The organism is Brevundimonas sp. TSRC1-1 (genome assembly GCF_049898245.1).
GTDB classification, from domain to species: domain Bacteria; phylum Pseudomonadota; class Alphaproteobacteria; order Caulobacterales; family Caulobacteraceae; genus Brevundimonas; species Brevundimonas mediterranea_A.
Map to the genome: position 1 here is coordinate 343,858 of NZ_JAFCXI010000002.1, position 25,825 is coordinate 369,682.

A 25,825-nucleotide genomic window follows, 5' to 3' on the forward strand; every position below is an offset into this window, starting at 1 on the left:
GGGGTCTCGCTTCTTTGGCTAGGCGGAGAGGAAGGGGTTTTCGACGCGGACCGACCCGTAGGTCTGACCGTGAGTGAGAACTTCGGAATAGAGCACCTTGGCGCCCAGCCGCTCGGCGGCGGCGATGATGGCGCCGTCCCAGTAGGACAGTTGGTAGCGGCGGGCGTTGTCGACGCCCGCGACCACCACCTCCGGCGTGATCGGCTGGCAGGGCTTCATGGCGACGACGCGGACCCATTCGCGGGCCTTGTCCGACGAAAGCGGCGGCGCGCCCTTGCGCGTGGCGTTGTTGTAGAATTCGGCGAGCACCTGGCCCGAGGTGCAATAGTCCTCGGTCAGCACGATCTCGCGCGCACGCTCCCACCTATGCCCCGCATGGTCCCGACCAAGAGCGGCGTAGAGCAGAATATTGGTGTCGAGAAAGACCTCAGAACTCGCGATCAAACCGAGGGTCTCCGCTGTAGGTTTCTTCCCGTGTGAGCGGACGCCAACCCTCGCCTCCGCGGCCTTCGGATTCGTCGATCAGTTTCAGCAGCGCCTCGCGCGCCTCGTCCTTTGAGGTCTCCTGCTCGACCAGCCGTGTCAGAAAGCCGCGCACCATCTCGTTGACGCTGGTCCGCTTCATGGCGGCCAGAACCCGCACCTTGTCGAGCAGGTCGTCGTCGATGGCGAGGGTCAGGTTGCGGGTCATCGGCCTACACGGGTTATGTGGAACACATAGGCCGTGGAGCGAGACGGGGCAAGTCAGTCCCTTGTCGGCCAGCGGGGGCTCGGAATATCGAGCAACAATCCCAGCCGCCGCAGAATCCAGGCCTGAACCGGCGTCAGGGCGTACAGTCTCTCGAACAGCGCGGCCTCCCGGCCCGCGGCCCGCGCCTCGGCGTAGTCTGTCTGCTGCCGTCTTCGGCGGCGGCCGCACTCGGCCGTATCGCCGACAGCCAGCCGTCGATCCCATTTGGCGCGCCAGCCGTCCAGGCTGATGGCGTCATAGTGGAGCAGCCAGGCCCGACCGCCCGTGCCGGGGTCGCGGGCGCGGGCGGCCTTCAACGGAACCCCCGCCCGCTTGGATTCGTGGATACAGACGGTGATGTCGGCCAGGCCGCGCCGCACGGCGTGCTTGCCCATATGGTGGCCCAGCAGCCCCCGGACGAAGAACTGGCCGGCGCCCGGATAGAGGCCGTGGCTCAGCTCGGACCAGAACGGCCCGCTGTAGGACTTGCGGGCCAGACTGGCCCCGTATTCCAGATTGAGATCGTCCCCGGATCGCCAGACCGCCTCGACGGTCTCGAAGATGACGGACTCATAGTCGGCCGGAACCGCCTCCAGCACGGCGGCCGGCGAGACCGCGCCGAAGAAATGCTCGTCTATATCGACGACCAGCAGCCAGTCGGCGGCCAGGCCGCGATAGGCGGCGCCATAGACGACCCTTTGCCGATCCTCGACCGTCGCCGGCCGACCGCCAAGGGCGGACCAGAAGGCGTCGTCACAGACGATCAGCTCGCCTTCAGCCAGGCCCACGGCGTCCGGCGCCGGCGCGGCCGCGCTGTCGAAATAGACGCGAACGCGCGCGGCCCCCTTGCGGCGGAAGTGATCGACGAAGGCCGCGACATGCCGCTCCGGCGCCAGGGCCATGGCGACGACTTCGAACACGGCCATCGACGACGTCCGCCTGGGGGCGAGCCGCCGGACCTAGCCGACCGCTGCGACGATCTTCTGGGCGGCGTCGTCCAGATCGTCGGCGGCCTGGATGGTCAGGCCCGACTCGTTCAGGATCTTCTTGCCCAGTTCGGCGTTGGTGCCTTCCAGACGCACGACCAGCGGCACCTTCAGACCGACTTCCTTCACCGCGGCGACGACGCCCTCGGCGATGACGTCGCACTTCATGATGCCGCCGAAGATGTTGACCAGGATGCCCTGGACGTTCGGGTCGGCGGTGATGATCTTGAAGGCCGCAGCGACCTTCTCCTTGCCGGCGCCGCCGCCGACGTCGCAGAAGTTGGCCGGCTCCTTGCCGTACAGCTTGATGATGTCCATCGTCGCCATGGCCAGGCCGGCGCCGTTGACCATGCAGCCGATGTTGCCGTCCAGCGAGACATAGGCGAGGTCCCACTTGGAGGCTTCGATTTCCTTGGCGTCTTCCTCGGTCTCGTCGCGCAGGGCGCGCATGTCTTCGTGGCGGAACAGGGCGTTGCCGTCGAAGCTGACCTTGGCGTCCAGGACGCGCAGGCGGCCGTTCTCCATGACGATCAGCGGGTTCACTTCCAGCATGGCCATGTCCTTCTCGACGAAGGCCTTGTACAGCGCCGGGAACAGCGACTTGCCGTCTTCGGCCGCATCGCCCGTCAGGCCGTAGGCGGCGTTGATGGCGGCGACGTCGGCCTCGGTCACGCCCGTGGCGGGGTCGATGACGATGGTCTGGATCTTCTCGGGCGTGTCATGGGCGACGGCCTCGATGTCCATGCCGCCCTCGGTCGAGACGACGAAGGCAACGCGGCCATACTGACGGTCGACCAGCAGCGAGCAGTACAGTTCGCGGGCGATGTCGGCGCCGTCCTCGATATAGAGGCGGTTGACCTGCTTGCCGGCCTCGCCCGTCTGGGCGGTGACCAGGGTGTTGCCCAGCATTTCCTTGGCGTTCTTGACCACGTCCTCGATCGAGAAGGCCAGGCGCACGCCGCCCTTGGCGTCGGCCGGCAGTTCCTTGAACTTGCCCTTGCCGCGGCCGCCGGCGTGGATCTGCGACTTCACGACATAGAGCGGGCCAGGCAGTTGCTTGGCGGCGGCCTCGGCCTGATCGGCCGAGGTGATGGGCACGCCCTCGGCGACCGGGGCGCCGAAGCCCTTGAGAACCTGCTTGGCCTGATATTCGTGGATGTTCATGGCGACCGCCGCAATCTTTGCTGGGAAGGGTTTGCGGGGCTTATAGGCTCCGCCCCTTCGCAGGCGCAACAGGGGTCGACCATGGTTTTGGTCTAAGCTTCAGTCGACCCAGTCCCGCTTCAGCGTCCGCGAGGCCCCGATCAGCAGGACCGCCGCCAGCACATAGAAGCCCATGCCGGTGTAGATGGCCCACCTCAGGCTCTCATCCCCGAACCGGGGCGCCAGCAGGTCGCTCATCCAGCCGAAATAATAGAAGCCGACCGCGATCCCCAGCAGATTGTTCAGCAGCAGGAACAGGGCCGAGGCTGTGGACCGCATGGCCGCCGGGACCAGATGCTGGACCGCCGCCGTGATCGGCCCCAGCCAGGCCAGGTTCAGGCCGGTCGGCAACAGGAAGATCAGGAAGGCCAGGACCAGTTGCTGGGTGTTGCTGCCGCCGCCCGGCAGGACCAGGCCGATCAGCCAGGGCGAGTTCATCGCCAGGATGAAACAGGGCGCCGAGATCAGGAAGGCGATGGCCGGGGTCAGGGGATAAGCGCCCTTGCCCTTTTTCGACAGCTTGTCGGCGATCATGCCGCCCAGCCAGATGCCCAGCAGACCGCCGATCAGGGCGATGCCGGCGTAATACCAGCTGGTCTGACGCAGGGTCAGGTCGAAGCTGCGCATGAAGAACAGCGGCAACCAGCCCGCGACGCCATAGCCGCACACCGAGGACGAGGCCGCGCCCAGGCCCAGCAGCCAGAAGCTGGGCTTCTTGATCACCACCGAGGCGGTGCGTCGCGCCACCATCAAGGAAACCCCGATCACCCCGGCCAGCAGGCCGCCGAAGGCCAGGACCAGCGGACTGCCCAGGGACCCGCCCAGCAACCAGTTCGCCGCCGCCAGGAGCAGCAGCCCGGCGCCCAGGCCCAGCATGACCTGGGCCGCGATCCGGCCCGCCCGGTCGGTGCCGACCGGCGCGGCCGCCAGGGCCGCGACCTGGGCCTCGGTCTTGACCGCATCGGTTCCGCCGCGCTGGGGATCCTTGACCGTCAGCCGTAACAGGGGCGCGACCAGCAGGCCCAGCAGGCCGACGACGATGAAGGCCGTGCGCCAGCCGTAGGTCGCCGCCAGCAGCCCCCCGACCAGGGTGCCCGCCGCCATGCCCAGCGGAATCCCGAAGGCGAAGGCCGCGAGGGCCCGCGCCCTTTGATGGGGCGGGAAATAGTCGGCGATCAGCGAATAGGCCGGGGCGACCCCGCCCGCCTCGCCCACGCCCACGCCCATACGGCACAGGAACAGCTGGCCGAACGACCCCGTCATGCCGCACAGGGCGGTGAAGCCGGACCAGACCGCCAGGGCTCCGGTCATGATCCAGACCCGGCTGAACCGATCAGCCATCCAGGCCAGGGGAATGGCCAGGGTCGAATAGACCGATGCGAAGGCGATGCCGCCCAACAGGCCGAACTGGCTGTCGGACATGCCGAACTCTTCCTTCAGCGGCGCGGCCAGGATGCCGATGATCTGCCGGTCCAGGAAGTTCAGCATGTAGATCAGGATCAGCACCGCCAGCACATAGAAGCGGTAGCCCGGTCGGTGCGGCGCGGGCGCCTGCGCGTCCGTCAGCGTGTCGGTCGTCATCGGCGTTTCCCTCGGCGTATTTTTCTTGTTGGGCGCGAGCCTAGCCGCAAGTCCGCCCCCTGCAAAGCAAAGGGCGGCGGCCCGGAGACCGCCGCCCTCCGTCAGGCGTCTTCGGCGATCAGAACCGGTAGGTCAGGCGCGCCGAATAGGTGGTCGGCGGGCCGTAGAAGGCGCTGATCGAGTTGTTGTAGGTCGCGCCCGGGAAGCTGTAGCCCCCGACCTTGTAGCGGACATCGGTCAGATTGCGGCCGAACAGGCCGACCTCCCACTGTTTGCTTGGCGCGATCCAGACCACGCTGGCGTCGGCCAGGACATAGCCGTCCTGGTCGAGGATGGGGTCCGGCGTGTCAAACAGGTGGTAGTCCGAGCGATAGGACAGCGACGGCGTGACCCGGATCTCCCCGCCCAGGATGTCGCCCCGCCAGGTCATGCCGTAATAGGCCGACCATTCCGGCGAGTTCTGCGGCTCGCGGGTGTCGGAGATATCGACCGGCGTGCCCGTGATCCGCGTGATGAACTCGTCGAACTCGTTCTTCAGATAGCCCAGCGAGAAGTTGGCGGTGATGTCGTCGGTCAGGAAGGCCGACCCTTCCAGTTCGAAGCCGTAGATGGTCGAGGCGCCGGCGTTGTCGACCACCGAGGCGATGCCGACGGCCGGGGCCGTGGCCACCTGCTGGGTCGTGATCTGCTGGTCCTTGTAGTCGGAATAGAAGACCGCCGAGGCGAAGTTCATCCGCCGGTCGAAGGCCGACCCCTTCAGGCCCAGCTCATAGGTGGTGACCGTCTCGGGCTGGTAGCCATTGACCGTCTGCGGCACCAGGGCGGCGTCGCCCCGCATGTCCCAGCCGCCCGACTTGAAGCCCTGGCTGACCGAGGCGTAACCGGTGACCTCCTCGGTGAAGTCATACGAGATGCTGGCGCGCGGCGTGAACTTCTCGAAGCTGTCCGAAGCGGTGTAGTCGGTGCGTGTGGCGAAGATCGGCCGGGCGGCTCCGCCGGTGTAGGGCGTCGGCGTGGCGCCCAGATAGAAGAGGCGCAGGACCGAGGCGTCCTTGTCGTCCTTGGTGTAGCGCCCGCCCAGCGAGACGTGCAGCCGGTCAGAGAGATCGTAGCTGAAGTCGCCGAACACCGAGAAGGACTTTGTGTCCACCGACCCCGCCGCCGCGATGGCCAGGCCCAGATTGCCCGCGATGGTGTCGAAGGCGCCCGAGGAGGTGCCGTCCAGATAGAAGACGCCCGCCACGCCCGACCAGCGATCGCCGGTGAACAGGGCCTGGAACTCCTGGGTGAACTGGTCGTCCGAATAGATGGCCGGCACGTCCAGGGTCGGCAGGGGCGTCTGGTCGAAGTCGATGACGGTCGAGGTGTCGCCCGACCGATAGGCGGTGATGGACTTGAGGGTCAGCATGTCGTTGACCCGGTATTCGCCGGTCAGGGACACGCCCTCGGTGACCACCTTCTGCTCGCCGGTGACGCCGGCGTAGGTGTCATATTCGCTGGCCGGAGGCGTATAGCCGCCGGTGGTCGAATTCACTTCGCGGTGGCCGTGACGGGGGCTGGAATCGTCCTCGACCCGGTCCCAGGCCAGTCGGAAGAACAGGTTCTCGTTCGGCGTCCATTCGGCGCTGGCGCGATAGGCGGTGACGTCCTTGTCGTACTGGTCCTGGCCGGTGTTCAGGTTCTCGCCGTAGCCGTCGTGCTGATAGGTGGCGACCGCGCCGCCAATCGCAAAGGTGTCGCCGACCGGGACCGAGCCGGACAGCAGGAAGTTGTGCTCGTTATACGAACCGACCTCGGCCCGCGCCGTCAGGCTGGGATCGGCGCCCAGGCGTTTGGTGACGTATTTGATCGCCCCGCCGATGGTGTTGCGGCCGTACAGGGTCCCCTGGGGCCCGCGCAGCACCTCGATGCGCGAGATGTCGAAGATGTCCAGCACGGCGCCCTGCGGCCGGGCCACATAGACGTCGTCGATATAGAGGCCGACGCCGGGCTCGAAGCCCCACAGCGGGTCCTGCTGGCCCACGCCCCGGATGAAGCTGATCAGGGTCGAGTTGGAGCCGCGGGCGATCTGCACCGTGGCGTTCGGCGTCTGCTGCTGCAGGGCCGTGATATTGGTCGCGCCGGTCTGTTCCAGACGCTCGGCGCTGAGGGCCGAGACCGCGACCGGCACGTCCTTCAGCTGTTCGTCGCGCCGCCGGGCGGTGACGACGATGTCCTCGACCATATTGGCCTGTTCTGCATTGGCCGCCTGGGCCGCCGCCTCGGCGTCCTGGGCCGTGGAAGCCCCCGCCAGCACGCCCCAAGCCGCGCCGGCCAGCAGCGCGCACTTCACATGATGTCTCATGATCCTACCCCTTTGGTTGTCGTTTCCAGCCCGTTGACGCTTTTATTCAGCGTTCAATGATTTTCCTGAACCTGACCCGGTTTCCGCCGTCTGTCAAACCCTCCCCCTTCCCCGCGTCACCGCGCCGCCGCTTCGATCCGGGGCGTGGCGCCGTTGCACCGGTGCGAACGCCCGCCTAGCCTCCCGATCATGAGCAAGCCCGACGCCTCGCCCCCCGCCGTCCGTTCCATCGCCGCCGCGCGCCGCAAGTCGGCCGTCGGCGCCCCTTCGGCTCAGGGGCCCGGCCGACGCGGCCGTCCCCCCAAGGCCCAGGCCAAGGCCGCCGGCGAGACGCGCGACCTGATCCTGGACGCGGCCGAGGACCTGTTCTCCAAACACGGCTTCTATGGCGTCACCATCCGCGAGGTGGCGCGCGAGGCGGGCGTGGACACCGCACTTGTGCATTATTATTTCGGGGCCAAGCGCGACCTGTTCGACGCCGTCTTCCTGCGCCGGGCCGAGGTCTGGAACGACGACCGCGTCGCCGCCATTGATCGTTACGCCGAGGCCGCCGGGCCGGACATGACCCTGGAGGGCCTGCTCGAGGCCTTCCTGCGGCCGCCGTTCGAATGGTCGCTGAAGGGCGGGCCGGGCTGGAAACACTATGCCGCCCTGGTGGCCCAGACCAACGCCAACCCCACCTTCGGGGGCGAGACCATGGCCCGCTATTTCGACCCGGCCATCCGCCGGCTGATCGAGCTGATCGCCGTGGTCCTGCCGGACGCCAGCGAGGTGGACCTGTACTGGGGCTATCACAATCTGTCGGGCGCCCTGACCCTGACCCTGGGCGAGACCGGCCGTCTGGACCGGCTGTCGGGCGGCCTGGCCCGATCCGGGGACCTGGAGACGGCCGGCGACTATATGGTCCGCTTCGCCGCCGCCGGCTTCCGCGCCGTCGTCGGCATGTCGCCCCGCTAGCTGAAGAAGATCGCCCACATCAGCCGGCCGGGCAGGAAGGTCAGCGCGCCGGCGACGATCAGCCCGCCCACGAACATGCCCGTCATCGCCCGCCGGTGCGCCTGCACCCGATGACGCCGCGCAGCATGGACCGCCATCGGCAGGCTCACCACCGTCCAGCCGCTGATCAGATGGATGAACGACAGGCCGGCCGGTCCGTCGGGGTTGATCGTGTGGATGAAGAACGAGCTGACCGCCGTCGTCCCCATGGCCAGCACCCAGGTCCAGCCCAGCGCCCGGTGCAGCCGCGTCCCCTTGATCCCCGCCAGCAGCACGATGCCGATGGCCAGAGCGGTCAGGGCCGCCGCCACATGGATCTGGATCGCGGTCGGCGCCGCCGACAGCAGGCCGAAGTCCGGCGCGCGCAAACTGAACCCGAGCAGGGCGATCCGCCCCCCGTCCGCCGCCAGATAGGCGACAATGGGGACGCCCAGCAGGACCAGGGCGGCGATGGACGGGGCGAAACGGGCGAAACGGGCGTGACGAAACAAGGGGAACCTCCGGCGATGTGTCTCGCCGCTTCTGAAGCCCGGCTCGCGGTCGCGCCTCCCGTTCTGCGTCAACGACCACCCCGGCTTCGCGAACGGACGCCCCTTCCTCCGGCCCCGAAATCATGATTTCAGACAGGCGTCCCTCCTTCGAAAGCCGCCATGACGTCTCCCGCCGCCGACCGTCGCCGAACCTTCCTGCGCGGCCTTGTCGTCGCCAGCCTGGTCGGGGTCTTCCTGGCGACCACCGGCGCCTTCGGCAGCGCCAACGCCCCCTATGTCCAGCGCCTGGCCTACTGGGTGCTGATGATGATCCTGGGCGGGCTGTGGGGCCATCTGTGCAGCCGGATCGTGACGCGGTTCGTCGATGTGGACGACCGCCCCTGGCTGACGGTGGCGGTGATGACCGGAGTGATCACCGGCCCCCTGAGCGTCATCGTCTGGGCGGCGACCGGCCTGTTCTTCGCCCGGAAACTCTATCCGCTGGCGGCCCTGCCCCAGCTGTTCGGCCCGGTGCTGGTCGTCACCCTGGCGGTCACCACCGTCAATGTCTTCCTGGGCCGGGCCCAGCCGGTCCAGACCCACGCCGCGCCCGCCTCCCCCGCGCCGGCCTCGCCGCCCCCGGTCCGTTTCCTGGACCGGCTGCCGCTGAAGCTCAGGGGCGCGACTCTCTACGCCGTCCAGGCCGAGGATCATTATCTGCACCTGCACACCGACCGGGGCTCGGACCTGATCCTGATGCGCCTGTCCGACGCGGTCGAGGAGCTGGAGGGGCTGGAGGGCGCCCGCACCCACCGCAGCTGGTGGGTGGCCCGATCCGCCGTGCGCGGCGTCCACCGCGGCGACGGCCGCGCCACCCTGACGCTGGAGGGCGGTCTCAGCGTCCCCGTCAGCCGCCGTTACGCCCGCACCCTGCGCGAAGCCGACTGGTGGTGAAGGCAGGGGCCGGTCAGGGCGCCGGCGCGACTTTCAAGGCCGAGGCCGATGCGGCGCAACCGCTCAGGGTGTCGTCGCCGATCTCGACCCGTGCGGTCAGGGGATAGGTGCGGTCGCTCATGCCGTCCGAACATTCGGTGGCGATCAGCACGACGTTCATCGCCGCATTCAGGTCGGTGGAGGTGGCGTAGGTGGCGACCGTCCCCTGAACCGTCGCCCCGCGGTTGGGGGCCCGCTGCGTCGGCTGGTCCATCCGGGTGTAGATCAGGGTGTCCGGGGTGATCTCCACGCTCCAGAAGGGTTCGGTCCCCAGGGCCCGCACCGGCTTGCCCAGATCGACACCCGCCAGAACCGGCGCGGCCTCGGGCGGCGGCGCGGATTCGGGCGCCTTGTCCCGACGGTCGTAGCAACCGACCAGAGTCAGGCCGAGAACCGGCCCGATCAGCAATGTGGTGAGTATGGCGCGCATGACGGACCCCCGCGTTCGGCCTGCAGGTGTGGACGGGGCCGGCCTCGGTCAAGGGGCCGGGCTGAGTTATGGTGGCCGCATGTCGATTCGCCCGACCGCCTATGAATTTTTCGCCGGGGGCGGTCTCGCGGGCCTGGGCCTGTCCGGCGCCGGCCTCTCAGGCCAGAGATGGGCCGGCGTCGACACCGTCTTCGCCAACGACATGGACCCCGCCAAGGGGCGGGCCTTCGTCGCCAACCATCCCGACATCCGCTTCCATCTGGGCGACGTCTGGTCCCTGCGCCCCGCCGACCTGCCGGGCGCGCCCGATCTGGCCTGGGCCTCGTCGCCCTGTCAGGACGTCAGCCTGGCCGGGGCGCGGGGCGGACTGGAGGCCGGTCGATCCGGCGCCTTCTGGGGCTTCTGGCGTCTGATCCAGGGCCTGGCGGTCGAAGGGCGCGCGCCCCGCGTCATCGTGCTGGAAAACGTCATCGGTCTGCTGACCTCCGGCCCCAAAGACGAATCGGGCCGGGATTTTTCCGCCGTCTGCGCCGCCATGGTCCAGGCCGGCTATCGCGTCGGGGCGCTGGAGATGGACGCCGCCCACTGGCTGCCCCAGTCACGGCCCCGCCTGTTCATCGTGGCGGTTCAGGAATCGGCCCTGAACGGCGCGCCCGAGGCCTCCGCCCCCTCGGGCCCCTTCCACTCCCCCCGCCTGGTCGCCGCCCATGCCCGGCTGCCGGACGCCGTGCGCGCGGCCTGGGCCTGGTGGAGTCTGCCGGTCCCGCCCCGGCGCAACCTGGATCTCGCCGCCCTGCTGGAGCCGGATGAATCCGTGGAATGGCTGGACGACGGCGCGGACATCCTCGCCCTGGCCGCTCCGCTGCACCGCGCCCGGATCGAGGCCGCCGTCGCCTCCGGCCGGCGCGTGGTCGGCGCCGCCTATCGCCGGGTGCGGACCGAAGACGGCCGCAAGGTCCAGCGGCTGGAGATCCGGTTCGACGGCCTGGCCGGCTGTCTGCGCACCCCGGCGGGCGGGTCGTCGCGGCAATATGTGGTGGTCTGCGACGGCGGTCGGACGCGGGTGCGTCGCCTGACCGGACGCGAGGCGGCGAGGCTTATGGGCGTGTCGGACGACTATCGTCTGCCCGGCAGCGAGAGCGCGGCGCTGAAATTGATGGGCGACGCCGTCGCCGTGCCCGTGGTGCGCGCCCTGACCGAAGGCCTGCTTCTGCCGGCCCTGAGCTCGCGTCGCACAGCGGCCTGAAGCCCGTGGGATCGACCCGGCGAAACGCCGGATCGATCATTCAGGCCTGGCTCAGCGCTGGACCCACTGGCCCTGGGCGTTGCGGTACCACTGGCCCGACTGGATGCGCGGCAGCAGCTGGCTTTCGAACATCCGGGCGCCGGCGACATCGGCGCTGGTGCCCGCTTCGGCCGCGCTGCGGGCGTATGCGGCGCGGCGGCCGGCGTTCATGGCGTCGACGGCGGCGCGCAGGGCGGCGTCGGAGGTGCTGACCCGGAAGCCGACATAGCCGTCGGCCTGTTCGCCGACCGTGCCGGCGGCCTTGGCCTGGTCGACCAGGGTCTTCTGGGCTGCGGTCTGGGCCAGGGCGGCGCCGCCGAATGAAACGGCTGCGGCGAGGGCGCCGACAGCGAGGAATTTACGAAGGCTCATATCGGCCTGTCCTTTCAAAAGAAGCGAGGCGATCAGAAGAGGTTCGGGTTCTGCTGGAGCAGTTGCTGCAGCTCCTGATCCAGCCGGACGCGGACGTCTGCATCCAATTTGGCGTAGATCTGGATCGGCGCAACCTCCAGACGGATGGTCGGGGCGCAGGCCGCGACGGCGACGACGACCGCCCCGAGGCCGAGTCCGGCCAACTGGCGCTTGTTGATCATGGCGAGAACTCCGGGTCGGTCAAGGTTGAGAGGTCATTAGCACGCTATCGCGTGAACGGTCGCTGAATGGTTCGACTCACGGCGCTTCGGGCTCAGGCCCAGTCTCGGGCCCAGTCTCGGGCTCAGTCTCGGGCGCGGGCGTCGGCCCTGGCTCTTTCTGACCCTGACGCGCCCGATTGACCGCCATGATGTCGGCGAACAACTGGTTGGCGTTCAGGGTGGTGTCCAGCGTCAGGTCGATCTGGGTGCCCGACGGCAGGGGCAGTTCCCGGTTCAGGAACTCCCGGCTGATCAGCTCGGCCACCGTCAGGCGCAGTTCCTGGCGCTGCGGCGGTTCGTGCCGCCCGCGGATGTGGAACAGGACCGAGATCCGTCCCTCGTCCAGACTGTTCACATCCGCGCTCAGCACGTCGAAGGCCAGATGCTCCATCGCCTGATAGGCCAGGTCCTCGACCATATTGGGCGGAACGTCCGCGCCCCCGCCGCCCGCATCCACATCGGTCAGCACGTCGCGCTGGATCGACAGCCGCCCCGGCTGGACCGCGCCCAGGGCGCCGGCCGTGATCTTCAGGCCCAGTTTCGGGTCCATGGTGAAGGGCAGCCGGCCCGACACCACCGCGTCCAGCATCACCTTGTCGGCGAAACCGCTGTCGGCGACCACATCCCCCAGCTGGACCCGGTCCAGCACGATGACCCCGCTATAGGCCTGGGTCGGGTCCAGCGGCACGACCAGGGGTTCGATGGAGACGGTCCCGCCCCCGGCCTGGACCGACCCGCCGGCGATGCTGAACCCCGCCGCGTCGATGGCGAAGTTCAGGTCCAGGGCCGTCGCGTCGGCCCCGATGTCCAGACTGTCGACCGTCAGCCTCTGGTTCGGCGCCGTGATGATGGCGGGGCTCAGGCTGGTGAATTCGATCTCGCCGCGCGCGCCCTTGACCGGCCCGGCCGGGCTGACGAAGTCCAGCCCCGGCACGCTCAACCGCCCGCTGGACGTCGGCTCGCCGTCCTTGGTCCAGTCGAACCGGCCGTCGAACCCGACGACGCCGGTCGCCGGCGACTGGACGAAGGCCTCGACCAGAGGGCTCAGCATCGAGGGCTGAAGGCCGCCTTCGACGAACCGCACCCCCTGCGCGGCGATGTGAACGCCCCCGGCCCCGGTTCGACCGTCGTGGGCCAGGGTCAACCGCCCCAGGGTGGTCGCGGCCGCCTTGCCGGTTCCCTTCAGGTCGAACTCGCCGGTCCAGCGCTCATTGGCCAGGGTCGCCTGGCCCGAAGCCGCCAGGGTCTCGAACCGTTTGGGCGTGGTCGCATCGAGCGCCTGGACCTGGGCCACCGTCGCCGTCAGCCCGACCCCCGCCTTGGTCCCGTCCACCACCACCCGGCCCGAGGCCTCGGCGAACCGCATCCCCAGGAAGGGGGCGTCGGCCGACACGCCCTGGAAACCGCCGGCGACGCGCCAGATCCCGTCCTTGGAACTCAGCAGCGGCCCGCCTTCGGGGCACAGCTTCCCGGCCACCTGATGGACGTCGTTCTCGTCCAGCTCCAGCCGCTCGACCGTCAGGTCGACACAGTCGGAGGTCGCATAGGTCAGCCGCCCGTCCGCCATGGCCAGCAGGCCCCGCGTCCGGGCGTCGATGCCGCGCGCCAGGTCGAAGTCCAGCTGGGCCCGCCCGTCCAGCAGGGCCTCGAACCCGCTGTCGGTCAGCCGCCACTCAGGCACGGCCACGGCCATTTCCGGCAGGCCTCGCCCTCGCGTCGCCGTCAGGGTCAGGGCCCCGCCGCCCAGACGGCCCGGTTCGGCCTGATAGGCCCCCGTTCCCGCCTGGGCGACGGTCAGTATTCCGCCGTTGGCCGGCGTCAGGGTGACGGGCCGGGCCAGGGTCACGCTGGTCCCCGCCGAACCCGTGGCGAAGCGGATGGCGGGCGCGCTCAGGGCGAAATCCCCCAGCGCCGTCTTCATCTCGGTCAACTCGGCGATCTCATCCGGCCCGACCGGCCCGAACAGGGGCCAGGCGCCGCCCGCCGAGCGCAGGCCGCCTTCGGCCGCGATCCGGATCGCCCCATCCTGAACCACGTCCAGGCTCAGTTCGCCCCGCGCCTGTTTCAGCATCAGGTCGCCGAAACCGATCCGGTCGAACGCCGCCGTCACCGGCCCGGTCGCCTCGAAGGCCGTATTCCGCCCGCCCATGGACAGACCGTTCGACTGGATCGAAAGGTTCTGCGCCTTGGCCTCGCCGGCCTGGCCAGAGGCGGCTCTCAAATTGAGGGGTGTCTCCAGGCTCCAGCGCACGGCCTCATCCCGCGACACGGTCAACCGCCCGCCCGTCGCCGAACCGGCGACCTGACGCGCCGCCAGCCCCGGCCCATCGATCGCCGCCGCCTTCAGGTTCAGGGCGGTCGCGCCTTCCAGCCGGAAGGTCTCGATCCATCCGGCCGTCACGCCGTCGAACCGCGCCGACAGCTCCGCATCCCGCGCCTGCGTCTGCTGTCCGCCCTGGCCCGCGCCCCCGCTTTGGGCGAAGCCCAGCACGTCGCCGACCAGACGGGCGTCGACCACGGCCCGGCCGTCGCCGCGCCGCCTCTTCATGTCGGGATAGGGCAGGTCGCCGGTCAGGCTCAGCCGGATCGCCCGACCGTTCAGGGCGGCGGTCTGGACCCGGTCGCCTTCGGCCTCGACCCGCAGCGCGACCCGGTCGCCGGTCGTCGTCAGATCGACGACGGCCCCCAGGCCGTCAGCTTGGAATTCTCCGCTCTTCAGCGCGGCCCGCGGCATCCGGGCGCTCAAACGCATCAGCTTGCCGTCGTCCACCCGCGCATCGGCCAGCAACTGAACCGGCCCATATTCGGTATCGAGCCGCGCCCGCCCGCCCTCGACGATCACCAGAGGGCTGCGCGAGTCCGGCCTGGGCGGCCCGCCTGTGAACTGTTCGACCAGAGGATCGAGCGACCCCAGGGACAGTTTTCCCTTCTTCCAGCTGGCCCGCATCACCGGCCGCACCAGTCGGATCCGACTGGGCGTCACCCCCACGCCGGTCCTGGACCAGGGCAGGGCCACGGCGTAATCCACCTCGACCCGCTCGACGGTCACATCCGGATTGCGCGGGTCGCCGATACGGATGCGGCCGACGAAACCGTCCAGCTCGATCCGCTCGACCTCCACCTCGGCCTGGACGCCCTGACGCTCCAGCCAGCCGACCAGAACCTCGCGCGCTGCGGCGCGACGGTTCAGATAGAGGGCGGCCGCCAGCAGGGCCACGACCACGAACACGGCGAGCAGGCCCAGGCCCAGTCGACGCCGCAGGCCGCCCTTGCGCCTGACGCCTGGGGATCGGTCGGAAGGAGTGGCCGGAACTTCGGTCAAACAGGGACGCCGTATCGATTGAGAACTGATCGCCGGACCACCATCGCCACCCTCGATGCGAATACAAGCCTCAAGCGTCGCCGACAGGCCCGAACCCTGCGTTCGTCGCAGCCAAGCTGGGCGACAAGAGGGCGAGCCTGCGTGTCAATCGCATGAGTCTGCGAGACTTTTTCCGCCCACGTCCGGTTCTTAACGGTTTGTAACGGTCTGTCTTCCCAAACTGAGACAGGCAGGTTATAGCCGATGACTTCGCGCTCGGGGTCTATCGGCGCGATTTTGGGTAAAAAGTTTGGCGCCTCGGGCGTCGCAACACGATGAGACCGATGGCTCAGTTCGACCCACGCCGCCAACCTATGCGTCTCGCACCGCATGTCGTGACCGCCGCCGCCGCCATTTCGGTCGCCCTGCTGGCCGGTCGAGTCTACCAACCCGCTCAGGCGGAAGAAGTTCCCGTAATGTCGTCGGCCCAGATGGCCGCCATGGAAGTCCAGGCCTTCGCCGCCGCCAACGCCCCGGCCGGCATGACCGCCCCGGAAGCCGTCCCCGTCCAGATCCGTCGCGGCGAAACCTTCGAGCAGGCCGTGCGCCGCACCGGCGTCGCGCCGGAAGAAGCCAGCGCCGTCGCCGCCACCGTCGCCAACGCTTTCGACCTCGCCGACCTCCGCGCCGGCCTTCGCTTCGAAACCGCCATCGCCAAGCCGCGCGACGGCCGGGGCGACGCCCGCCTCATCGGCCTGACCATGCGCACCGGCCCGGCCAGCCAGCTGACCGTGTCGCGCAGTTTCGACGGCGCCTTGCGCCTGCGTTCGCTGGAAGAAAAAGTCACGCACGAGACCGTGGTCCTGAAGGGCGACGTCGAACGCTCCCTGTCCGCCAGCGCCCGCGAACTGGGGGCCACCGCCTCCATCGTCCGCTCCGCCAGCCGCCTGTTCGCCACCAAGTTCGACATGCAGCGCGACATCCGCGCCTCGGACGAGTTCACCATGGTCTTCGACCGCGACGTGACCGAGGCCGGTCGCACCGTGGGCGTGGGCGACCTGATGTACGCCGAACTGCGCGGCGTCACCTTCTATCGGTTCAAGCCGGCCGGCGCCAAGGAAGCCCAGTTCTTCGACGCCTCGGGCAAGAACCTGCGCTCGGCCATGATGCGCACCCCGCTGCAGAATTTCCGCCGCGTCTCGTCAGGCTTCGGTTTCCGCACCCACCCGATCTCGGGCTACAAGAAGATGCACCAGGGCATCGACTTCGCCGCCGGCACAGGCACGCCCATCGTGGCCCCCGCCGACGGCGTGGTGGTCGAGGCGCGTCGCTGGGGCGGCTACGGCAACTGGCTGCGCATCCGTCACAACAACGGGCTCGAGAGCGGCTACGGACACCTGTCGCGCTACGGCTCCGGCATTCGCGCCGGCCAGCGCGTCAGCCAGGGCCAGGTCGTCGCCTATGTCGGTTCGACCGGCGCCTCGACCGGCCCCCACCTGCACTATGAACTGTGGCGCAACGGCCAGCGGATCAATCCCGCCGGCGTCCGCACCCAGGAAGGCACCGAACTGGCCGGCGGCGACCTGGCCGCCTTCCGCGCCGAAAAGGCCCGCATCGACCGCATCATCGCGTCCGGCGGACAGAAGCGCCCGGCCCTGCAACAAGCCTCCGCCGACGGTCTGCGCCCCGTTCGGGGCTGATCAAGCCTGACGACGCGCTTCCTCAACCCGCGCCTTCGCCGGCGCGGGTTTTCTATTGCGCCGACTGCAGGGCGAGACGGATCGACGTCCGTCCTCCGAATGTGCCAATCCGAGGCAGGCGCGGTCGCAAGCGTCGCAAACTGAACGAGGCGGACGGCGCGAAGGTTAACCCTGTCCTCCGTCCTGCGGGACGATCTTCAATGCGTATCGGCGCTTCGTCCCGAGACTCGGTTAACGCCTCGAACGCGGAAAGACGCGGCCGTTCTTGCAGTCGACAGAACGCCGTCATTTCCGACGGATATCCTCTTGGGGCTTTCAAATGACTCACAATATCGGCGTGACCAGCCTAGCGGCCGCGGCCGCTCTCATGCTCGCATCCGGCGCTCAGGCGCAGTCTACTGCAACATCGAACCAGAAGAACACGGCGACCGTCCGGGCTCAGCTCAACGCCGTCGTCAACGACGTCAACGGGAACGTCTCGCAGACCTCGGCGGCGATCAGCAACTCCGCGACCATCTCCGGCGCCGGGCCGACGACCGTGCGAAATCTTCAGGATAGCTGGGGCTCCACCAGCGCCGCCCTGTCCAGCAATGTCGCCGACGTGAACGGCGATGTCGCGGCCACGGCGGCGGCCCTGGGCAACTCCGCCACCGTCACCCTGGACGGCAATGTCGTGTCCAAGGTCGCCAACACCCAGTACACCCATCGCGGACAGTTTCTGGCGGACGCCAACCTCAAGGTGGCGGACATCGACGGCGCCGTGAACGGCACCGCCGCCGCCATCGCAAACTCCTTCACCGCCTCGGGCGAAGGGGCGATGACCGTGACCAACGCCCAATATTTCAACGGCGACTCGAGAGCCGTGCTGAACGCGACGGTCCAGGACGTGTCCGACAAGGTGAACCTGACCTCGGCCGCCCTGGCCAATTCGGCGACCATCGACCTGCAGGGCGCGGGCAAGGGCACGGTCACCAACACCCAGATGTCCGGCTACGACCCGACCGCAACCCTGTCCGCCACGATCGCCGACGTCGATGGCGCGGTGTCGGCCACCTCGGCGGCGATCTCCAACTCGCTGACGCTGAACACCGGGCCGAACACCATGCTGACGGCCTCCTCTGTTCAGGACAACAAGGCCCTGACGCAGGCGATATCCAACGTCACGGTCCGGTCCGTGGATTCGGCGTCGCTGACGGCGGCGGCCATCGGCAATTCGGCGACCATCAGCCGGGTGACCGGGGGCCTCTGACCCTTCGTCGCGCGGGACGCCGCCGCCCCGCGCGACGGATCGGGGGACTGACCCAGACGAGAAAGGCCGTCGCGACGCTCGCGACGGCCTTCTTCAATTGGCACTGGAGAAGTCGGAAAGTCCGTGGCGCCTCAACCGCCCGCGGCCGTCGTCCCGCGCACCGCGGACGACGGCGCGGTGCGCCAGCTGGAAGGATCCAGCACCCAGCGGGCCGGCGGTCCCGCCATCGGGCGGGACGGGGCCTGCCCGACGGCGGGCGGCCTGGCGGACGGCCGTTCGGCCTCGGGCGCAGCCGCTTCCGCCGCGCGCAGCGCCAGCAGGCTCTCGCCTTGCAGCCCCGTTTCCGGCCGCGCGAGACAGCGGTCGCGGGGAATGGCGTAGAGGTCGGCGACGAAGTCGTACAGGCCGCGTTCTATCGCGGTCCGGACGGCGAACTGGATCGGCTCCATGCCGGAGGCTCCAGCGGAAAGGTCGAAAATATTGCCGTGGGTGAAGTCGAACACGCCCACGCGGATCTCGCGACCGACAAGCTGCTTTTGATAGGAGGCCGTGGCGACGACCTCCTGGGACCGGGTGTCGACCAGGCGAAGATCGATGGCGATGTTCATGACATAGCCGCTGCTGGTCAGGCCCCCCTTGACCCCGCTGGCCTCGATTCCCCCGGCGGAGACATCGACCCCGGAAGACCGCAGATTATAGTTCAGCTCGGTGACCCCGCCCACGACATAGTATCGCGAACCGGCGATCTGACCGGCGTAGATCGGGCGGAAATTCTCGGCGCTTTCGCCGGCCGCCTGGGGGGTGTCGGACAGGAGATGAGATTGGGCATATTGTCGTTCGACCTCCGAAACCCCGCGATCCTGGCGCTCCACCGTGGGCACTCCGGCCTTGGTCAGGGCTGTCACGGCGAACAGGGACGCGCCCTGGCTGATCTTGCGTCCTGTCTCCAGATCATTGCGGCCGGTCAGGTCGGCGATGTCGCCGACCGCCAGCCGCGGCGCGCTGCGCCCCTCCGCCTGGCCCGCCGACGCCAGACATCTCAGCGCGGCGGAATAGGCGGTGTCGTTGCCGGTCGCCGGCGCGCCGCCGATCGGATTGGCGTAGAGACCGGTGGCGGGGTCGTAGCGTGCGGTCGTGCAGCCGGCCAGACCGACCGCCGCGATCATCGACGCCTCCAGAAGCGGTCTCAGTCTCACGAAGCGGCTCCTGCGGCGATGGCGTAGGTCTGGACCCCGACAGGGTCGTCGGCCGGCAGGCAGGTCGCCTTGGCGCCCGGTGTCTGGATGTCGGCCAACAGTTCGAAGACGCCGCGTTCGACCACCGTCCGCACAGCGGCCTGCACCGGCTCCATGGCGCCGCCGCCGGCCGTCGCAACGCCGCCGACCGATCCCTGGGTTCCCGTCAGCCCGAGGCTGCGGTCCACGCCGACCACCTGTTTCTGGAAGCTGACGCTGTTCACCACTTCCTGCGAGCGCGTATCCACCAGCCTGAGGTCGACCGCGACGTTCATCACATAGCGCGACGCCTGACCCAGGCCGCGCAGGCCGGTCGCGCTCACATCGCCCGCCTGAACGTTCATGCCGTTCGAGGCGATATTGTAGTTCAGTTCGGTGACGCCGCCGACGAGATAGTACCGCGACCCCGCGACCTGGCCGACGTGGATCGGCCTGAAATTGTCGGGATCCTGACCGGCCCGTTCCGGGGCGTCGGACAGCAGGTGCTGGCGCGCATAGTTCAATTCGATCTCGGCGACCGTGTTGTCGAGCCGCTCGACCACCGGCGCGCCGGAGCGGGCCAGGGCCGTGATGGCGAACAGCGCGGCGCCCTGCGAGACGCGGGCGCCGGTCTGGAGATCGACCCGGCCCGTCATGTCGGAAATCCGTCCCACCGCGATCCTGGGCGGGGCGCCGTCGATCCAGCCGCCCCGCCGCGACAAGCAGGTCAGGGCCGCAGAATAGGGAGACGGATTGGCTGTAGCGGGGGCGCCGCGGATCGCGCCCGGATTCATCCCGCCCGAAGGTTCCGCCGTCGCGGCTCCGGCGACCAGGCCGAGCGCGATCCCCGTGATCGCCGCCCGCCTCATGAGCCGGACTTCCGCACATTGGCGCTGACGTCGCCGCTGTTGGTCTGGCGGCTGTTCAGCACCACGGTGTTGCCGTGGCCGATGATGGAGACATTGACCAGGTTGCCCACGGCCGTCGCGCTGCTCGTATCGCCCAGCGCCGCCGCGCCGCTGTCGAAATAGGCGGCGCCCGACTGCGTGTTCGACCCTGTGCTGGCGTAGCTGACGGTCGTGCCGGCCTGACTGTTCACGATGACGCCGTTGACGACCAGCCGATTGCCGTTGGCGTCGCGCGTGACGGGGTTGAAGGTCTGGGTCGCGACGGCGCCGGAACGGCCATAGCCGGCCTCCATCGAAGCCGCCCCGGCGGACTCGGTCGAGGATTGCGCGACGGCCCGCCCGGAGAGACCGGACAGGGTCAGGATTACGAGCGGCAAGAGCGGCGTCTTGGTCATGATGTGTGTCATCTCAGCGGGAAGGAGAGCGGGGTGAAGCGGCGGAAAGGGCCGACGCCGCCTTCGCGGGGACGCCGGCCTGTCCATTCAGAAGCCGGTCACGGTCAAGCTGTTGCCAATGGCCGCCGCCGTGTTGGTGACGGCGCCCGAGACGTCACGCACGGTCGTGGTGGCGATGGCGGAAACCCCGGCGGTATTGGTCTGCGACGAGTTCAGGGACCCCAGCCGCGAGTCGATGGTGGCGGAGTTGCTGATGGCCGCCGCCGTCGCCGAAACCGTGCCCGACACGTCGCTGATGGTGGAGTTCAGCGTGGCCGAGGGGTCGTTATAGGCGACCTGGGTGTTGGTGATCGCGCCGCCCCAGTCGGAGGTCTTGATCGTCGCCGAGTTGGCGATGGCCGCCGACGTCGCCGAGACGTCCTTGGAGACATCGCCGATGGTCGCGTTCAGCTGGGACGACGCGCCGCCCCAGGCGTTCTGATTGTTGTTCAGGGACACCGCCGTGCCGCCGTCGATGGTCACACTGTTGGAAATGGCGGCGGAGGTGACGGAAACCGAATTGTTCACGTCGGTGATCGTGGCGTTCAGCTGCGAGCGGACGGATGCATTGTTCGACTGGCCTGATCCGATGCTTTGAGCATGGGCGGCGCCGGCCGTCGCGACGCCGAGAACGGCGGTGATGATGAGGATCTTGGTGGTCACGAGATTTCTCCAGAAGGCCCAACATCGGGCAAACCGGCTCAGTGCAAAAACCCATCCATTACAATGACTAACACAAATTAATCATAGGCGGTAAGGGGTTGGTCGACGAGGACTACGCAAGCGATTGATCTGACATCGAACCGGGTTCGGACAGCGTTAATACGGCGGCTCTCAAAGCGTGGGGCGGCAGACCGGCTCCGGGTCATCGTGAGTGCTAGCTGTCGCAATTCGGCATGGACCGTTCGTCACTGTCTCGAGACGGGGCGCCTGCGGACCACGCCGCCTCCACATCGGACCCCGCGGCTGAAGCGGGGCATGATCGGGTTTCGATCCGCCTCCGCCGATGGCGGCCGAGGCTGTCCCGGGACGGGTGATCCGCGGCGTATAAGGCGTGTCCGCGAAAGACGGCCCGGTTCCGGCCCCCGGTCGCACAGCCAAACCTATTGCTCGGCGAGCGGCATGACCAATTCGAAGACGGCGCCCTCGGTCGTAGGCAGCAGATCCAGGGTGGCGTCGTTCGCGGCCAGCAGGGCGCGGGCGATGGACAGGCCGAGGCCGGCGCCGCCCTCCCCGCGTCGCGTGGTGAAGAAGGGCTCGAAGACGCGACCGGCGTCGGCCGGCGCGACGCCTGGACCATCGTCCGCCAGGGTGACGACAAGTCGATCGGGCAGGGCCGCCGCCCTGATGCTGACGGCCGTCGCGCCGGCCTGGCGGCTGTTTTCCAGGAGCGTCGAAACCACCATCTCGATGGTAGACGCTGGAACGGCCACCCTGGGCGTTTCGTCCCCGAACATCACCGAGATCGCCAGCCGGCTTGACCTGGCGTCGACCGCCTTCGTGATCGGGAGGCGGACGTCGACCGAAAGCCCGGCTTGGGGACGCGCCATATCGGCGCGCGCCAGGTCGAGCAGGCGCGTCACAAGGGCCGAGAGGCGGCGGGCGTCGGCGGCGATGTTGTCGAGGAACCGTCGACGTTGACCTGGGTCCATTTCATGGTCCTGCAGCAGTTCGACGGCCCCCTGAATCCCGGACAGGGGCGTCTTGAACTCATGGCTGACGGCGGCGGCGAAGTCGCGCAGATAGCGGGACCGGCGATCGACGGCCTGGGCCATCCGCCCGAAGTCCTCATAGAGGGTCTGGATTTCGACGGCGGCGGTGGCCGGCGCGGGGGGCAACACGCCGCCGCCGTTGGCGACATCGCGCGTCGCCCGGCTGAGCGCCTCGATCGGGCGGGCGATGCCGCGCGAGACCAGAACCGCCAGCAGGGCGATCACCCCCAGGGTGCCGACGACGCCCAGCCCGATCTTGATCCGGTCCTGGTACAGTCCCTTGAACAGGGCCCGGGGCGAGCGGGACGCCACGACGACCCCCTCGACCCGGCCATTCACCATCACCGGCCGCGCATGGTGGATACGAACGCCCGCTGCGCGACTGAGCCATTCCATGGAGTAGCGCGGACGATAGGCGTCGTTGCGACGCAGGACCGTTCGCGGTTCGCCCGCAAGCGCCGAGCGCACTTCGGTCAGATCGGCCAGGCCGCCGCCCTGGCCGTAGCCCAGAACGATCGTCCCGTTGCGATCCAGCAAGAGGATCGAGGCCAGGGTGGTGCGGCTGGTCTGCTCGACGACAGGACCAAACCGGGCGGCGACCTCGACCGCCCCGGCCTCAGGCGCCGCCGCAGAGCGCGGCGAGGGTCGCGCCGGCAAGACCGGCGTGGACCCCAGGTCGATCGTCGCGGGTTCGGGCCTGTAATAACCCGGATCGTCGCGTCGGGCGGGATCGGGCGAAACCACGACGGCGCCGGGCCAATCCGAGGCGGCGACGGCCGACAGGACGACGGCCTGGGCGACCAGTTCCGCCTCCGTCTGACGCACCAGGGTGTTCTCGTAGACCCGCAGGAATATGGCGCTGAGCCCCGGCAGGACGCCGGCGAAGATCAGCACCGACAGCAGGATCGTCCGGAGCCTGAGCGCCGGCCAATGACGGCGGACGAAGGCGCGCAGGCGTGCGATCACGCGTCCGACGTCCCCGGCGCGCCGAGACAGGGGCCAAGCTGATAGCCGATGCCGGGTCTCGTCTCGATCACGTCAGCCCCGCCCACCGCTGCAAACTTGGCCCGCAGGTTGCGGACATGGCTGTCGATCGTACGGTCGGTCATGGCGAAGCCTGGGCCATGGACCCGGTCGATGATGGCGTCCCGCGTGAAGACCCGGCGCGGCGCATCGGCCAGGGTGCGCACGATGCTGAACTCCGTCACCGTCAGCGGCACCTCCACATCGCGCCATGTCGCCCGCCATCCGTCCGCGTCCAGGCCCAGGCTCCCCAAGGCGAACTGACCCGGCGTCGGAGGGGGCGGGCTCCGCGCGATCCGGCGCAGGATGGCGGCGACCCGCGCCACCACCTCGCGCGGACTGAAGGGCTTGGTCACATAGTCGTCCGCCCCCAGCTCCATGCCCAGGATGCGGTCGATCTCGTCATCGCGCGACGACAGGAACAGGACCGGCAGATCGCCCTGGGCGCGGATTCGGCGACAGGCCTCGATCCCGTCCATGCGGGGCATGTTGATGTCCAGCACGACGAGGTTCGGCCTGCACAGGGCGATGTCGGCCAGAGCGGCCTCGCCGTCGGCGGCCTCCCGCGTCGCCAGACCCGCCTTCTGAAGCGCGAAGGTCAGCAGGTCGCGGATGTGCGGGTCGTCGTCGACCACCAGGACGGTGCTTTGCATGATGGCCATGTTCAGCCTTCCGTCCGCGAGGTCAACGGGACAGGCGGCGGGGCGGCGACGGGCGCCGGCGCGGTAGGCGGCGGCATTTGGATGAGCCGCCCGTTCCAGTGACGGGCGCCCGGCGCCGGCGCCGACAAGGCGCCCTTCTGTTGCAGGGCGGCGATGCGATCCAGACGACGCTGGTCGCGCCAGGTCCAGCCGCGCCATTCGCTCTGTCGCCGACGGACGTTCAGAAGGATGTCCTGGCGGACGGCGGCGACCCGGTCGCGCAGGACGGCGTCGTCGAGGGTCGTTTCCAGTTCGGCCAGAGAGACGAGGGCGGGCGCGCCCAGGGTATGGAGATAGCCGAGGTCCAGCGCGACCCCGCGACCTCCGACTTCCCTGGCATGCCGCACGTTCCAACCGGCCACGACGGCGCCGAGGTCGACGACGCTGACGACCGCCAGCACGATCAGCGCGGCCGCGGCGTTGGCGTTGATCAGCCAGTGCGCCGACTTGCCGGCCAGCATGCGCCAGCAGATCAGCATCAGGCCGACCGCCACCAGCCCCATCCAGATCATCGCGGCGATGCGGAAACGGGTCAGGGCGTAGGCCTCGATATAGTCGGCGGTGCGCAGCAGGCTGGATGCGACCAGGATCATGTTCTGCGCGATCCAGACGACCACCAGACGACGCACCAGCGGCCTGTTCGCTGTGTCGGAACCCGGCTGGAGCGCCGCCAGGACGAACAGCCCGGCGAGCAGGGCGGTGACGATCAGGGGATAGGCGCCGCGATGGGCGTAGTCGGCCAGGCCCATGTCGCCGGGAAGCGGCGCGCCGCTCCACAGGAAGGCGATGTCCAGGCCGCTCTGGAGCGCGAAGACCGCATTGAAGACGATCAGGGACAGGGTGATCGTGCGGGTCAGGAAGGCTGAAGGCTTTCCGATCTTGCGTTCCGGCAGGGCGAGCAAGGGCTTGCGCCAGCGCGGACGCAGCAGGCCCAGAGCGCCGATGAAGACGGCGCACCAGAACAGGATGCGGAGGACGTTCTGGGGCGACAGGGACGGCAGGGACAGGTTGGCGAGCGCATTCGAAATGAGCGGATTCGCCGCCGAGAACAGGGCGAGGAAGACACCGCCGCCGACCAAGGGCATGATGAGAAGGCCAAGCAGGTTCAGAGCGGACATTCCGCCGCGACCGCGCCTCAGCCGCGAGACCTTGAACAGGTCGATCACGGGGCCAAACAGCGCAAAAAACCAGTCGAGCGCCAGTCTTTGGGCCCAGCCCCACGCCGTCTCGTTCGGCCCCACCCGGCTCGACAACGCCCCGAGGCTCATAGAGACCCCGAACAGAGCCCAGGCCAGCAGCCCAGGCCGGTCCGCCAGAACCAGGGCGAAGGCGACGCCGGCCAGGACGAAGCCCCGGCCTCGACGGTCTTGCAGCAGGTCTTTCCGACCAAGGAGCGCGCTCCCCAGGACCGCGAAGGCGAACAGGCCAAGACTCGTACCGGGGGCATGGGCGAAGAACAGCAGGTCGGCGAGGCCGACCAGGGCGGCGCCGACGGCGACCCTGAGCCAGAATGATGATCGAGGCGGAACGGGTATGTGAAGCATGGGGCCTCCCTTTCGGGAAATGCTTCTCCGCCATGTCCGTCGAGATCGGTTGCGCCGTCGATGGATTGTCAGCGCAGGCGCCATGCAGGTTCGATGCAGACGGCGGCGCTACGCCCCGCCGACCTAAGCTGTCGTGGTCGCTGGGGGCGGTCCTCGTGAATCACGACCCTTCACGAGTCTCGGCCCCTATAAACCGGGCGTGTCGTCTAAATCAGAGGCCTGGATTCGGCTGCCGGCAGTATTACAGCCAGCCCGTCGGCTGGACTCGCAGCGCGGCCCATCTACCCGAATGATAGATTTGTGGAAATGGCGCACCCGGAGCGATTCGAACGCCCGACCCCCAGATTCGTAGTCTGGTGCTCTATCCAGCTGAGCTACGGGTGCGGCTG

At 68.8% G+C, this 25,825-nt stretch carries 23 protein-coding genes and 1 tRNA gene; 5 read left to right on the plus strand and 19 right to left on the minus strand.

Features of this window, described 5'->3' with window-relative positions; translation table 11 throughout:
* Positions 1 to 18 precede the first annotated feature (18 nt).
* The 6 genes from ACP7CK_RS07710 to ACP7CK_RS07735 all read right to left on the minus strand — a co-directional run bounded on the left by ACP7CK_RS07710 (position 19) and on the right by ACP7CK_RS07735 (position 6,844).
* The gene (locus ACP7CK_RS07710) at positions 19 to 444 is read right to left on the minus strand and encodes a PIN domain-containing protein (protein WP_008262108.1); all 426 of its coding nucleotides are present in this window, start codon (positions 442 to 444) and stop codon (positions 19 to 21) included.
* A complete protein-coding gene (locus ACP7CK_RS07715; protein ID WP_035310073.1) occupies positions 428 to 691 on the minus strand; it encodes a ribbon-helix-helix protein, CopG family in 264 nt (87 codons plus the stop codon). Before ACP7CK_RS07715 ends, ACP7CK_RS07710 begins: the two co-directional genes overlap by 17 nt.
* 53 nt (positions 692 to 744) lie before the next feature.
* A complete protein-coding gene (locus ACP7CK_RS07720) occupies positions 745 to 1,656 on the minus strand; it encodes a hypothetical protein (protein WP_426025635.1) in 912 nt (303 codons plus the stop codon).
* Positions 1,657 to 1,689: 33 nt separating this feature from the next.
* A complete protein-coding gene (gene sucC, locus ACP7CK_RS07725; RefSeq protein WP_008263529.1) occupies positions 1,690 to 2,880 on the minus strand; it encodes an ADP-forming succinate--CoA ligase subunit beta in 1,191 nt (396 codons plus the stop codon).
* 99 nt (positions 2,881 to 2,979) lie between these two features.
* Positions 2,980 to 4,500, minus strand: a complete 1,521-nt coding sequence (locus ACP7CK_RS07730; RefSeq protein ID WP_426025636.1) for a spinster family MFS transporter — start codon at positions 4,498 to 4,500, stop codon at positions 2,980 to 2,982.
* A gap of 118 nt (positions 4,501 to 4,618) precedes the next feature.
* Positions 4,619 to 6,844 carry a TonB-dependent receptor gene (locus ACP7CK_RS07735; RefSeq protein ID WP_426025637.1) on the minus strand — a complete coding sequence of 742 codons (2,226 nt, stop codon included), beginning with the start codon at positions 6,842 to 6,844 and terminating at the stop codon, positions 4,619 to 4,621.
* Between the two features lie 189 nt (positions 6,845 to 7,033).
* On the opposite strand from ACP7CK_RS07735, the gene ACP7CK_RS07740 reads away from it, so the two are divergent.
* Entirely contained in the window at positions 7,034 to 7,801 is a 768-nt protein-coding gene (locus tag ACP7CK_RS07740) for a TetR/AcrR family transcriptional regulator (protein WP_372704830.1), read from the plus strand.
* Here ACP7CK_RS07740 and ACP7CK_RS07745 read toward each other — a convergent pair.
* Positions 7,798 to 8,331 (minus strand): DUF2306 domain-containing protein, encoded by a 534-nt coding sequence (locus ACP7CK_RS07745; RefSeq protein WP_426025638.1) that lies wholly within the window; start codon positions 8,329 to 8,331, stop codon positions 7,798 to 7,800. The two genes, ACP7CK_RS07740 and ACP7CK_RS07745, sit on opposite strands and share 4 nt — an antisense overlap.
* 159 nt (positions 8,332 to 8,490) lie before the next feature.
* Between ACP7CK_RS07745 and ACP7CK_RS07750 the strand changes: the two genes are divergently transcribed.
* A complete protein-coding gene (locus ACP7CK_RS07750) occupies positions 8,491 to 9,264 on the plus strand; it encodes a LytTR family DNA-binding domain-containing protein (protein ID WP_426025639.1) in 774 nt (257 codons plus the stop codon).
* Between the two features lie 13 nt (positions 9,265 to 9,277).
* On the opposite strand, the gene ACP7CK_RS07755 is transcribed toward ACP7CK_RS07750, so the two are convergent.
* Positions 9,278 to 9,733, minus strand: a complete 456-nt coding sequence (locus tag ACP7CK_RS07755) for a COG3650 family protein (protein ID WP_008263361.1) — start codon at positions 9,731 to 9,733, stop codon at positions 9,278 to 9,280.
* A 79-nt stretch (positions 9,734 to 9,812) separates the two neighbouring features.
* Between ACP7CK_RS07755 and ACP7CK_RS07760 the strand changes: the two genes are divergently transcribed.
* Complete coding sequence (locus tag ACP7CK_RS07760) at positions 9,813 to 10,979, plus strand: DNA cytosine methyltransferase (protein WP_426025640.1); 1,167 nt, start codon at positions 9,813 to 9,815, stop codon at positions 10,977 to 10,979.
* Between the two features lie 51 nt (positions 10,980 to 11,030).
* Here ACP7CK_RS07760 and ACP7CK_RS07765 read toward each other — a convergent pair whose 3' ends face one another.
* The 3 genes from ACP7CK_RS07765 to ACP7CK_RS07775 form a co-directional block, all read right to left on the minus strand.
* Complete coding sequence (locus tag ACP7CK_RS07765) at positions 11,031 to 11,390, minus strand: DUF1318 domain-containing protein (RefSeq protein ID WP_008261324.1); 360 nt, start codon at positions 11,388 to 11,390, stop codon at positions 11,031 to 11,033.
* Positions 11,391 to 11,422: 32 nt separating this feature from the next.
* Positions 11,423 to 11,611 (minus strand): YnbE family lipoprotein, encoded by a 189-nt coding sequence (locus tag ACP7CK_RS07770; protein WP_008262758.1) that lies wholly within the window; start codon positions 11,609 to 11,611, stop codon positions 11,423 to 11,425.
* A gap of 76 nt (positions 11,612 to 11,687) precedes the next feature.
* Positions 11,688 to 14,972: an intermembrane phospholipid transport protein YdbH family protein gene (locus ACP7CK_RS07775; protein ID WP_426025641.1), complete on the minus strand. Its 3,285-nt coding sequence runs from the start codon at positions 14,970 to 14,972 to the stop codon at positions 11,688 to 11,690.
* 353 nt (positions 14,973 to 15,325) lie between these two features.
* Here ACP7CK_RS07775 and ACP7CK_RS07780 point away from each other — a divergent pair, with 353 nt between their 5' ends.
* Together ACP7CK_RS07780 and ACP7CK_RS07785 are read left to right on the plus strand one after the other, a co-directional pair.
* Complete coding sequence (locus tag ACP7CK_RS07780) at positions 15,326 to 16,651, plus strand: M23 family metallopeptidase (RefSeq protein WP_372704834.1); 1,326 nt, start codon at positions 15,326 to 15,328, stop codon at positions 16,649 to 16,651.
* A gap of 319 nt (positions 16,652 to 16,970) precedes the next feature.
* The gene (locus ACP7CK_RS07785) at positions 16,971 to 17,900 is read left to right on the plus strand and encodes a hypothetical protein (RefSeq protein WP_052005161.1); all 930 of its coding nucleotides are present in this window, start codon (positions 16,971 to 16,973) and stop codon (positions 17,898 to 17,900) included.
* Positions 17,901 to 18,031: 131 nt separating this feature from the next.
* On the opposite strand, the gene hfaB (ACP7CK_RS07790) is transcribed toward ACP7CK_RS07785, so the two are convergent.
* The 8 genes from hfaB (ACP7CK_RS07790) to ACP7CK_RS07825 all read right to left on the minus strand — a co-directional run bounded on the left by hfaB (ACP7CK_RS07790) (position 18,032) and on the right by ACP7CK_RS07825 (position 25,820).
* Positions 18,032 to 19,096, minus strand: coding sequence for a holdfast anchoring protein HfaB (hfaB, locus tag ACP7CK_RS07790; protein WP_292147606.1), 1,065 nt, complete (start codon positions 19,094 to 19,096; stop codon positions 18,032 to 18,034).
* Positions 19,093 to 19,983, minus strand: a complete 891-nt coding sequence (gene hfaB, locus ACP7CK_RS07795) for a holdfast anchoring protein HfaB (protein WP_426025642.1) — start codon at positions 19,981 to 19,983, stop codon at positions 19,093 to 19,095. The genes hfaB (ACP7CK_RS07790) and hfaB (ACP7CK_RS07795) overlap by 4 nt, the downstream gene beginning before the upstream one ends.
* Positions 19,980 to 20,417 (minus strand): holdfast anchoring protein HfaA, encoded by a 438-nt coding sequence (gene hfaA, locus ACP7CK_RS07800; protein WP_154726257.1) that lies wholly within the window; start codon positions 20,415 to 20,417, stop codon positions 19,980 to 19,982. The genes hfaB (ACP7CK_RS07795) and hfaA overlap by 4 nt, the downstream gene beginning before the upstream one ends.
* Before the next feature lie 87 nt (positions 20,418 to 20,504).
* Positions 20,505 to 21,119, minus strand: a complete 615-nt coding sequence (locus ACP7CK_RS07805) for a hypothetical protein (RefSeq protein WP_035309444.1) — start codon at positions 21,117 to 21,119, stop codon at positions 20,505 to 20,507.
* A gap of 440 nt (positions 21,120 to 21,559) precedes the next feature.
* On the minus strand, positions 21,560 to 23,134 hold the full coding sequence (locus tag ACP7CK_RS07810) for a sensor histidine kinase (RefSeq protein WP_426025643.1): 1,575 nt from the start codon (positions 23,132 to 23,134) through the stop codon (positions 21,560 to 21,562).
* Entirely contained in the window at positions 23,131 to 23,853 is a 723-nt protein-coding gene (locus tag ACP7CK_RS07815) for a response regulator (RefSeq protein ID WP_426025644.1), read from the minus strand. Before ACP7CK_RS07815 ends, ACP7CK_RS07810 begins: the two co-directional genes overlap by 4 nt.
* 2 nt (positions 23,854 to 23,855) lie before the next feature.
* Positions 23,856 to 25,436 (minus strand): DUF4153 domain-containing protein, encoded by a 1,581-nt coding sequence (locus ACP7CK_RS07820; RefSeq protein WP_426025645.1) that lies wholly within the window; start codon positions 25,434 to 25,436, stop codon positions 23,856 to 23,858.
* Between the two features lie 307 nt (positions 25,437 to 25,743).
* Positions 25,744 to 25,820, minus strand: a tRNA-Arg gene (locus ACP7CK_RS07825).
* Positions 25,821 to 25,825 lie beyond the last annotated feature (5 nt).